At 41.3% G+C, this 11,899-nt stretch carries 8 protein-coding genes; all 8 read left to right on the top strand.

The annotated features are described in order from the left end of the window. Window positions 1-3 precede the first annotated feature (3 nt). The 8 genes from ABJH98_RS01595 to ABJH98_RS01560 all read left to right on the top strand — a co-directional run bounded on the left by ABJH98_RS01595 (window position 4) and on the right by ABJH98_RS01560 (window position 11,836). Complete coding sequence (locus tag ABJH98_RS01595; protein ID WP_348305859.1) at window positions 4-2,010, top strand: trehalase family glycosidase; 2,007 nt, start codon at window positions 4-6, stop codon at window positions 2,008-2,010. Between the two features lie 17 nt (window positions 2,011-2,027). Further along, complete coding sequence (locus ABJH98_RS01590; RefSeq protein ID WP_348305858.1) at window positions 2,028-5,117, top strand: glycoside hydrolase family 2 TIM barrel-domain containing protein; 3,090 nt, start codon at window positions 2,028-2,030, stop codon at window positions 5,115-5,117. 110 nt (window positions 5,118-5,227) lie between these two features. Further along, complete coding sequence (locus ABJH98_RS01585) at window positions 5,228-6,148, top strand: homoserine kinase (RefSeq protein ID WP_348305857.1); 921 nt, start codon at window positions 5,228-5,230, stop codon at window positions 6,146-6,148. Window positions 6,149-6,164: 16 nt separating this feature from the next. After that, window positions 6,165-7,400, top strand: a complete 1,236-nt coding sequence (lysA, locus tag ABJH98_RS01580; RefSeq protein WP_348305856.1) for a diaminopimelate decarboxylase — start codon at window positions 6,165-6,167, stop codon at window positions 7,398-7,400. Between the two features lie 88 nt (window positions 7,401-7,488). Then, window positions 7,489-8,352 carry an alpha/beta hydrolase gene (locus ABJH98_RS01575; RefSeq protein WP_348305855.1) on the top strand — a complete coding sequence of 288 codons (864 nt, stop codon included), beginning with the start codon at window positions 7,489-7,491 and terminating at the stop codon, window positions 8,350-8,352. Between the two features lie 271 nt (window positions 8,353-8,623). Beyond that, entirely contained in the window at window positions 8,624-9,571 is a 948-nt protein-coding gene (locus ABJH98_RS01570) for a hypothetical protein (protein ID WP_348305854.1), read from the top strand. A gap of 4 nt (window positions 9,572-9,575) precedes the next feature. After that, the gene (locus tag ABJH98_RS01565; protein WP_348305853.1) at window positions 9,576-11,189 is read left to right on the top strand and encodes a sodium/sugar symporter; all 1,614 of its coding nucleotides are present in this window, start codon (window positions 9,576-9,578) and stop codon (window positions 11,187-11,189) included. A gap of 122 nt (window positions 11,190-11,311) precedes the next feature. Further along, entirely contained in the window at window positions 11,312-11,836 is a 525-nt protein-coding gene (locus tag ABJH98_RS01560) for a DUF4442 domain-containing protein (protein WP_348305852.1), read from the top strand. Window positions 11,837-11,899: the final 63 nt, after the last annotated feature.

The following is an 11,899-nucleotide window of genomic DNA, read 5'->3' as shown; positions in this document are numbered from 1 at the left end:
CGAATGAAGAAGACAGCAATGGTTATGAGTAAGTTTTGGATATTATGTATCGGGTGGTATTTGGTGGGTTGCGACGGCCAAACTGAACCAAGTGAAATAAACCTACAATCCGAATATCCAAACACCCTTGATTTATCCGGTATCCCAGCCAACCCAAAAGATCGATCAGTCTATAGCTTTTCAGATTTGGGTGCTTGGCATAGTTATTCTTTAAGTGGAAAACCATCTGGTGGATTTGCTGGACCATTTCTAATGACAGATGAGAATGGCTTGTGGGCATCTAAACAGTTGGTTACCCTTCAGCTTTCCCTTGGGGATCGGGCGCTAGATTGGGCATCAGCGAAAATGGTCAATAGTCAGTATTTTCCTGGACGATTAATTCAAACCTATCTCCTTGACGGAATTACTATCACACAAAAACTAATTTTCATATCCAATAGGTCCACTTTGGTGCAGTTTCAAATCGAAAGCAATGGCAAACAGCCGAAAGTGGTGACGAGCTTGAAAACTTCCACTTGGCTTCCAGATTGGAAATTCAGTGTGGAGGATAGTCAACTGCTTCTACAGTCCGACAGCAGCAAAACCAAGGTGGTGCTCACATTTGATCAGCTGGCTAGTGGTTCAATTGTTTCCAATTCATTCATGGGTCAAGAACAACAATTTGACTTGAACCCAAGCTTTCCTGTCAAGATTAATTACGTTCAGTCCGCTTATTTCACAGAGGAGGAAAGAACAAAAGATCAATTGACAGTCGACAAAGCCTTAGTAAACCCAACATGGGCTTTAGCCAATAATCAAAAAAGATGGAATGAATATTTGGGCAAAACACTCACTAAAATGGATGGTGCGACGATTGACTCTGTATATCAAACAGTTGCAGTCAAGTCTCTTAATACCCTTATCAATAATTGGCGAAGTGCAGCTGGCGAACTCAAACACGATGGATTGTTTCCATCCTATGCTTATCGTGGATTTCATGGTTTTTGGGCTTGGGATTCTTGGAAACACTCCGTAGGATTGGCGGATATAGTACCACAATTGGCCAAGGATCAAATCCTAACCATGTATGATTATCAGGATCTTGATGGCATGATTGCTGACTGTATTTTTAGGGATACGCTGATCGAAAAGCACAACTGGCGCGATACCAAACCGCCACTGTCTGGCTGGGCGATTGCCAAAGTTTTTGAAGCTACGGGAGATACGGTATTTATTCAGGAGCTCTATCCTAAACTCAAAAAATATCATCAGTGGTGGTATGATTTCCGTGATCACGACCAGAATGGTTTGTGTGAGTACGGTTCAACAGATGGTACACGGGTAGCCGCTGCTTGGGAGAGTGGGATGGACAATGCCGTACGCTTCGACGAAGCCACCATGCTCACCAATGAAGGAGGTGGGTATTCATTAGATCAGGAGTCCGTTGATCTCAACGCCTACTTGTATGCAGAGAAACTATATCTAGCAGAGTTGGCTCAGGTGTTGGGTCAATCAGGCGATTCCGAAAGATATGAACAGGAGGCAAAGGAATTGGCCAATCAAATCAAAGAAAAATACTTTGACGCAGAGACTGGCTTTTTCTTCGATGTTATGCTCGATGGTAAGGTTATAGAGGTATTCGGCCCCGAAGGGTGGATTCCGCTGTGGGCGGGATTAGCTTCAGAAGAACAGGCTGGGGCTGTCCTAAAGCGCATCATGGACGCAGCTAAATTCAATACCAAAGTACCGCTACCCACACTCGATGCTTCACACCCTAAATTCAATCCCAAAAATGGTTATTGGCGTGGCCCGGTTTGGTTGGATCAGGTGTATTTCGCCATTCGAGGGTTAGAAAAATACGGTTATCAGGAAGAAGCTGATGAGCTAAAAATGAAATTATTTAACAATGCTCAAGGCTTGATGGCAGATGGTCCGATCAGAGAAAATTATCATCCAATCACAGGAGAAGGTCTAAATGCCAAACATTTTAGTTGGTCTGCCGCTCACTTATTGATGTTGATCAGAGAATAATCAAAATGAAGAAAGGAATGAAAAAAATAGGATGGTTGATCTGTGTATTGGCCCTGGGTTGTACTGCGCCAAATGAGCATCATGATTGGGAAGATGAATCGGTCACAGAGATCAACAAGCTGCCAGCCAGGTCAGATTATTTTCCCTACGAGTCGCTGGAGTTAGCGATGACAAGTGACAAGTCAGCTTCGGAGCGGTATTTATCACTAGATGGTAAATGGAAATTCAACTGGGTGAGAAAGCCTGCTGACCGACCAAAAAATTTTTACGAGTTGAGTTTTAGTGATAGTAAATGGAATTCGATCGACGTGCCGGGTAATTGGGAGCGTCTGGGGTATGGCGTGCCTCATTACCTGGACGTTGATTATCCATTTTCACCCAATCCACCCTACATCCCTAATGATTATAATCCGGTGGGTTCTTATAGAAAGACCTTCGACCTGCCACTTTCGTGGAATGGTAAAGATGTGATAATCCAGTTTGGAGCGGTACGCTCTGCCTTCTATCTCTGGGTTAATGGTGAAAAAGTGGGCTATAGCCAAGGCTCTAAACTTCCGGCGGAATTTGACATTACCTCATTTTTGAAATCAGGTAAAAATCTAGTTGCTATCGAAGTCTATCGCTGGAGCGATGGGAGCTATTTGGAAGACCAAGACATGTGGCGTTTGAGTGGAATCGATCGTTCAGTATTCGTCTATGCTCAGCCCAAATTCCATCTAATCGATCATACCATACTAGCTGGACTTGATGAGAATTATGAAAATGGAATATTGGAAATCGAAGCGAGTGTAGTCGGAGGTTCTGGGTCGCTAGAGGTGCGATTAATGGATGGAGAAAAAGAAATCTCAAATCTCAAATCTCAAATCCCAAGTCACAATACACAAATCTCAAATCTCAAATCAAAAATTTCAAATCCAAAAAAGTGGACAGCAGAAACTCCAAACCTATATACACTTACATTAGACCTAAAAGATAGCTTAGGTAAAACCGTCGAGGCTTATAGCCAGAAAGTTGGCTTTAGAACCGCCGAAATCAAAGACGGCAATTTCAAGATCAATGGACAAACAGTAATGATCAAAGGAGTAAATCGACACGAGCATGATCCTGTGACAGGCCATGTGGTGGACGAAGTATCCATGATCAAGGACATTCAGCTCATGAAGCAGTTCAACATCAATGCGGTACGAGCCAGCCATTACCCTAATGCCACACGTTGGTATGAGCTGTGCGATGAATTTGGATTGTATGTAGTGGACGAAGCCAATATCGAGTCACATGGCATGGAAATCCACAACCCAAAAGTGACTTTAGCCAATCAACCTTCTTGGGAAAAAGCACACCTCGATCGTGTACAACTTATGTATGAACGAGACAAAAATTTCACGAGTATAGTGACCTGGTCATTGGGTAATGAAGCAGGGTTTGGAGTCAATTTCCAAGCGACTTACGATTGGCTCAAAGCACAGGACAAAAGTCGACCAGTCCAGTACGAAATGGCTCAAAATACCAATTACTCAGATATTCAAGCACCCATGTATCATTCGATTGAACGCATCGTGGAATACGCGGAAAAGCACACTGATAAACCGCTAATTCTCTGCGAATATGCCCATGCGATGGGCAATAGCGTAGGAAACCTGCAAGACTATTGGGATGCGATTGAAAAGCACAAGGAATTGCAAGGTGGCTTCATTTGGGACTGGGTAGATCAGGGTTTGTTAGAACAATCCGAAGATGGCGAGGAGTATTTCGCCTACGGGGGAGACTACCCACACGCACCAGTAAAAAGTGACTCCAATTTCTGTATTAATGGATTAGTACAAGCCGATCGAACCATCAATCCTCACATTTGGGAAGTCAAAAAGGTCTATCAGTACATTGAAATCAAAGCTGTTGATTTGGTGAAAGGAAAGTATGAGGTTCAGAATAAATATGATTTTACCAATTTGGATCAGTTCGAATTCAGCTGGGAGCTCAAAGATGAAGATGGCCTGATAGCCAAAGGAGATTTACCGGTGTTGGATGTGTCTCCGCATGAATCCCAAGAGTTTCAAATCTCAAATCTCAAATTACAGAATGCTAAAAAGGAGCTACTACTGACCATTTCGGCTAAAACAAAGGAAGCTACTGTACTCGTACCAGCGGGCCACGAAGTAGCTTGGGATCAGTTTGTTATTCCAGCTATTAGCCCAGTCGTGGATACTACATTGTCTAGTTTGAAGTCCCTGGAACTAGTCGATAATGAATCGAACTTGGTGGTAGGGAATTCAAACTTTGAAATCACTTTTTCAAAAACTACAGGACAAATGGAGAGTTGGAAGATGGATGATAAGGAGATGCTTATTTCAGGGTTGACTCCAGACTTTTGGAGAGCCCCAGTAGACAATGATTTGGGCAATGGTATGCCGGCAAGGAATGGTATTTGGCACTTTGCAGGTAAGAATCAGAAAAATCAAAAATTGGAAGTGGTGATGTCAGAACCGTATGAAGTTGTGATACAAGCTGAGTTCGTTATCCCAGATGCCAATGATTCAAAGTATCTCACGGTTTATACCATACGTGCAGATGGTAGTGTACATGTCAAGAATCAGTTTGTGCCAGTGGGAGATTTACCAGATTTACCAAGATTTGGCATGGCTATGGTATTGCAGCCGGAGTTTGATCAGATGACCTGGTTTGGAAAAGGGCCGCATGAAACCTATTGGGATAAAAACACTGGAGCCAAAGTGGATCAGTATAGTGGTTCTGTTTGGGAGCAATATCATCCTTATGTTCGTCCACAGGAGTTCGGTAACAAGTCCTCCGTCCGCTGGGCAAGCCTGACCAATGCAGATGGATTGGGATTGAAAGTGGTTGGTGATTCCTTGTTGAATGTGCGTGCGATGAATCTGGAACTGGTGGACATAGACCATACGCCAAGACCAAGTCCCAATAGACATACCATAGATATCAAGAATAAACCTTTAGTGACATGGAATATCGACCACCTACAAATGGGCGTAGGAGGAGACACCAGCTGGGGTAGACGGGTGCATGATGAATATACCATCCCAGCCAAAATATACAGTTATGGGTTTACTTTGATCCCTGTGGGTCTGGATAGGTAATGTATATAATTTAAGCACATTTGATTGTCATTTCGACCAAAGGGAGAAATGACAGGCTTAACTTCATGCCATCAAACAAGAGGCTAGGGATTTGAAAGCATTTTTAAAGAATGATAGACGAAAAAATCATATCAAAATATAACTTGGAAAAGGTGATAGGTGTAGAATCCCTAACCCAAGGCTACGCTAATGAAAATTTAAAAGTAATCACGGAACAAGGCCCTGTCCTTTATCGAATCTGCAAGCAACAACCATTGCATCTGTTGAAGTACGAAGTTCGACTGATGGATGCACTGAAAAAAGCAGAAATCAAGACGGCTTTTCCACTGGTAGATGTAGAAGGAAGGTATGTCCAGGAGTCAGATGAAGGCTATGTGATGCTCTACGAGTTCAAAGATGGAACGGAGCCGGAGTTAACTGAGAAAACTGCTTTCCAAATTGGTGCTGAAGTGGGTAAGTTGAGTCAAGTCTCCTTGGCGGAAGGATTAGAAAAGAAGAATGCTGTCCATATCGATAATTGTCATCAGTTGGTTTCTGAATTTGACAACAGCAAAAATCCTATGCCTGAGGTGTTTGAATATTTCGAAGAGCAAACCAATTATTTGACTGCAAAGCTGGATACGTCATTGCCCAAAGGGATAGTACATGGTGATATCTTTCCTAACAATACCATATATGATGGGGAGGAATTGGTGGCTATTATAGACTTCGAAGAAGCCTGTAGTGATCAGCTGATGTTTGATGTAGGTATGACGATTAATGGTTTTTGTTTTGTCAATAATGAATTACAGCCTGACTTACTTCGTGCATTTTTAAAAGCTTATAATCAACAAAGAAAAATGACTACAAAGGAGTGGCAAGCGCTTCCCGTGTACATGCAATGGGGGAGCCACGGCATGTTGAGCTGGCATATGCGCAACGAGCTGATCCATGTACCGAATCAGACACAATTCGAAAGAGTACTGGATCTCATGCGTCGTACGCAATGGATGCGATCCAATGAAAATAAAGTTTTAAACATGGTCAAATGACCAATCCAAGACTGCTATGAAATTAGAAAACAACGTCTATAAGATTCAAGATACTACCGTAAAGGAATTGGCTGAGAAATTCGGAACGCCATTGTATGTCTATGATGCCGAAGTAATCAAAGAACACTTAGATCGCTTTCGTCAAGGGTTTAATAGTGTAGACCTAAAGGTGAAGTACGCATGTAAGGCATTGACCAACATGAGTGTGATGAAGTATCTATTGAAACAAGGCACAGGTCTAGATACGGTTTCCCTGTCGGAAATCCAGATGGGCTTGACCGTAGGCTATCAGCCCAGCGATATCGTATTTACACCCAATTGCGTTGACTTTTCGGAAATAGAAGAGGCTGTTGAGCTGGGTGTGAAGATTAATATCGAGAACTTATCCAATTTGGAAAAGTTTGGGAAAAAGTACGGAGGTGCAGTCCCATTATGTATCAGGCTCAATCCACAAATTGCCGCACAGTCCAATACCGACAAAGTAGACTGGTGGCACAAGCAATCCAAGTTTGGCATTTCTCTAGATCAAATTGAAACAGTGAAAGCACTGGAGTCCAAATATGATATGCACATCGATGGCATACACATTCATTCCAGTTCAGTGATCATGAGTCCAGAGATTTTCATCAATGGAGCGAAAGCGGTTTTTGATATTGCCATGCAGTTTGAAAAATTGGATTTCATTGATTTCGGTGGAGGTATCAAGGTAGATGTGGGAGATGGCAATGAAGTGATCGATGTAGTGGAACTAGGCAAACAATTGGATGTAGAGTTTACTGCTTTCTGCGAGAAGTACGGTCGACGATTGCAGCTGTGGTTTGAGCCGGGCAGGTTTTTGGTTGGTAATGCCGGTTCGTTGATTACGACTTGTGTTGTCCGCAAGCGCAACGGTGGTAGCGAGTTCGTTGGTGTAGATAGTGGATTTAATCAGCTCATTCGTCCGATGATGTATGGTGCCTATCATGAAATTGTGAACGCATCCAACCCTAACGGAGCGAAGGAAAAATACACAGTAGTTGGCAACATCTGTGAGATAGACAATTTTGCGGTAGATCGCATGCTACCCGAAACCAAAGAGGGTGATTTGATCGTGCTTAAAAGCGCTGGAGCCTATGGTTACAGCATGGCGTCTAATTATAACTCAAGATTCAGACCGGTAGAGGTATTTGTAGTGGATGGTCAAGCTCACCTGGTTCGCAAGCGAGACAATTATGAGGACTTGGTGCGGAACCAAATCTTGATCGATGTATAAAGTGCTTCTGTAATGGGTTGGTACTTTGGATCAGAGTTGGAAGAGTATTTACTTTTAGTAAGTTTACTTTTTATTAAAAAAAGCCGAGATGCGATTATTATTTACAAGTGTTTTGTTGTTGTTGTTTTCTGATTTAATTGGACAGTCTTTTCAGACGCTCACCTATTTTGAGAAAGATACAATTAGTTTAGACTTGGATCTTTTTTTACCAGATAAACCGAAGGAAAACTTGCCACTTGTGATTTTTGTTCATGGAGGAGGTTTTGCAACTGGCGATCGTTCTTCTGGTCATGCCTTAGCTAATCATTTAGTTAGTCAAGGCATAGCATGTGCTTCGATAAGCTATACATTGTTTATGAAGGATAAGAGCTTTAGTTGCGATGGGATAACAGCTGAAAAAATTCGAGCAATTCAGATTGCTGCTAACCAATTATGGGAAGCAACGGCTTATCTGATACAAGGTAAAAACCCATACCAGATTGATAAAACAAATATTTATTTGGCTGGGAGTAGTGCAGGAGCGGAGACTGTACTTCATGCCGCCTATTGGAATAGAAAAGAAATGGATCTTTTTGAAACCTCACTTGATTCTAACTTTCGGTATACAGGGATAATTGCTGGAGCTGGTGCAGTGTTAGATCTCAACGCAATCACTAGAGAAAATCATTTACCTACAATGATGTTTCATGGCGACAAGGATGAATTGGTTCCATATGCTACAGCTGCACATCATTATTGTAGGCCGAATGCTTCAGGGTGGATGATGCTTTTTGGTTCATATTCGATCGCACAGCATTTGTCTCAACAAAATGGAACGGTTCAGCTAATTACATTTAAGGGTGGAGGACATGATTTTGCTAATGCGTTTTTTTCGGAGAATCAAGTGGTTGTTTCAGACTTTGTAAAAAGAATTAAATCCAAAGAAGTGTTTTGTGAATACAGATATCATTAAGCAAAAATAAATGAGTTCGAATAGAGCACAATTATTAAATGTAAATTATACGCTTAATAAAATAATCAATTATATTGCTTATTAATCCCGTGGGGAAGAGAGGGGATATAGTTTTTTTAGGTTGGATTGTGTTCAAATTTTTTATTCAAATTTTGAAATAAGCTTGATTTTGGTCACTTTAGCCATCCCCCCAGAACGATTGAAATAAATCTCCCCCCATTTTGAAATATATCTAATCCCATTGCCGGGGTGAATTGGCAAATATTGCGTTGTGTTTAAAATTGAAAAACATAAGTTAGGACAATTTAATACTGTGCGATTGATTAATATGTTGACTGATGAATATTTAGAAGTCCTCACTGATTTTGGTGCGGGACTCAATGATTTGGTGGTCAAAAATGGAAAAAATCAATTGAAATCAGTAATTGACGGCTATCGCTCGGAGCAAGAGGTGGTCAACGATCATTCGACCGCTTTTAAGGGTTCGAAGCTGTCCCCATTTCCTAATCGAATTCTAAATGGAGTTTATAATTTCAATGGTAAAAGCTATCAATTGCCGATCAATGAAGTGGGTGCAAACAATAACTTACACGCTTTATTACATAATCAACCCTTCGAAATATTAGAAGAAAAGGAGTCTGAAAATGAGGCCATTTTGATATTGGGACATGAATACAATGGAACGGATCAAGGTTACCCATTTGTTTATGCTTTAAAGTTGACGTACCAATTTGGAACGGAAGAAGTTTCCATTAAAACTGAAATAGAAAACACGTCTAACACTTCAATCCCAATGGGTGATGGTTGGCATCCTTATTTTCGATTTGATCATTTGGATCATGTTCAAATGAAAATGGGGAAAGCAAATAGATTGTCATCGAACTTTGGAAATCAACTGAATGGGACTCATGGCTTTGAGCAATCTCGAGCTATTGGATCAGAAAGCCTTGATGACTGTTTTGAAGTTAAAGGAGGAGAAAGATTTTCACTTCAATTAAGAGATGAAGCACAGGATTTGGCACTAGAAATTTGGCAAGAAAATGAGAGCCAGAAATACAAATATCTTCAAATTTACACTCCGCCAACGCGAAAATCTATTGCCATAGAACCTGTCACTTGCCTTCCTAATGCTTTCAATACTGGAGAAGGATTAATAATACTAAAACCAAACGAAAAGGTGTCAATGAGTTTTGGCATCAAAAACATACCACTAAATTAAAAATATGAATTTTTCGACCTTAGATTTTATCATTTTTGCTGCCTATTGTGCGGTTATTCTGGGTGTAGGCTTATTCGTGTCGCGAGATAAAAAAGGGCACGAAAAGAATGCTGAAGATTACTTTTTGGCGGGAAAATCCCTCCCATGGTGGGCGATTGGCGCCTCCTTGATAGCCGCGAATATTTCCGCTGAGCAATTCATTGGTATGTCAGGTTCAGGTTTTGCGCTTGGATTGGCCATCGCCTCATACGAATGGATGGCAGCTATTACTTTGATCATTGTAGGTAAATATTTCTTACCCATTTTCATAGAAAAGGGACTTTACACCATTCCTGAATTTGTTGAAAAAAGATTTAGCACCAATCTAAAAACTATTCTGGCGGTCTTCTGGATTGCGCTTTATGTTTTCGTCAACTTGAGTTCCGTACTCTATTTAGGTTCATTAGCTCTCGAAACCATCATGGGTATCCCAATGATGTACGGGGTCATTGGACTAGGGCTTTTTGCAGCCGCCTATTCATTGTATGGTGGCCTTTCAGCTGTTGCCTGGACTGACGTTATTCAAGTAGTTTTCTTGGTACTTGGTGGTTTGGTTACTACCTATTTGGCGCTGGATGTAGTTTCAGATGGTCAAGGCGTCATGGCTGGATTCAATCACTTATTGGCAGCAGCTCCTGATAGTTTCCACATGATTTTGGACGAGTCCAATCCCGAATTCAAAAATTTACCAGGCATCTGGGTTTTGGTAGGAGGTATGTGGGTAGCCAATATCTACTACTGGGGATTCAATCAGTACATTATCCAGAGAACATTGGCAGCTAAGTCGTTGGAAGAATCTCAAAAAGGGATTGCACTAGCGGCGGGGTTGAAATTGATCATTCCTTTTATAGTAGTGATCCCAGGTATTGCGGCATATGTCATGGTCAACGACCCTGAAATCATGGCTCGTTTAGGAGAAGCTGGACAAATGAATTTGCCTGGTACTGGAGCTTCAGATAAGGCCTATCCATGGTTGTTACAGTTGTTGCCTGTTGGGTTGAAAGGTGTGGCTTTTGCAGCTTTGACCGCTGCAGTAGTATCATCATTGGCGTCTATGCTTAACTCTACATCTACCATCTTCACGATGGATATATATAAGCAATACATCAACAAAAATGCCTCTGAGAAGCAATTGGTTTCTACAGGTAGATGGACTGCTGGCGCTGCATTGGTAGTGGCTTGTATCATGGCGCCACTATTGGGAGGAATAGATCAGGCCTTCCAGTTTATTCAAGAGTACACTGGTATTGTAAGCCCGGGTATTCTCGCTGTATTCATTTTAGGTTTGTTCTGGAAAAAGACAACCAACAAAGCTGCGATTTGGGGTGCCATTTTATCTGTGCCAATCGCTATTGGATTGAAAATGGTTCCAGGTATTCCATTCATGAATCAGATGGGATTGACAGCTATAGGCACCATGATTGTGATTGCTATCATTAGCCAAATGGAAAACAAAGGAGCTGACGACGAAAAGGGTATTGACTTGAGTGGAGGTCTTTTCAAAACAAGTCCTACTTTCAACATTGCAGCCTTTGCCATTTTTATTATCACTGCAGTGCTCTATGCCATGTTCTGGTAAAAATTAGTTTTGTTTTACACGTAATAGCCTCTTGGATTAACCACCGAGAGGCTTTTTTATTCGTTCTTATCCAATATTTTCTAACTTTCGTATGATTAGTTTTAACGGACGAATAACGTAACATGGAAAAACTACTTTACAGGCTGGGTGATATTTTTGGAAGAGGAAGGGTATTCAAACTCATGTTTAATCTGTTTCCTGGGTTTAGAAGAACAGGAGCTCGGATGATTGAAGCGAGCGATGATTTTCACTATGCTAAGATCAAATTGCCACTCAATTACAAGACAAGAAATTATGTAGGCACGATCTATGGCGGCTCTATGTACAGCTGTGTGGATGGTATTTACATGGTTCAGTTGATCAACATTTTGGGAAAGGAGTATGTAGTCTGGGATAAGAGTGCTTCCATACGTTTTAGAAGACCGGGAAATACCACTTTGTTTGCGGAATTCTTAATTACAAAGGAGTTTGTATCTCAAATTAAGTTGGAAATTGAGCAGCAAAAAGAAAAAGACTATATGCTCAAGGTGGGTCTAGTAGACGCTGAAGGAAAAGTATATGCCGAAGTGGAAAAAGTACTCTATATCGCTACCAAAGACCACTATAAAGAAAAAAGAAAGGCTAAGAAATTGACTGGGAACGGATGATTAATAGTTCCGTCATTGCGAACAACGTGAAGCAATCTTATTATTCCAAACTGTAATTCGGCT

It is taken from the genome of Reichenbachiella sp. (assembly GCF_039969095.1).
GTDB lineage: Bacteria > Bacteroidota > Bacteroidia > Cytophagales > Cyclobacteriaceae > Reichenbachiella.
This window is presented reverse-complemented; position numbering and strand designations above follow the sequence as displayed.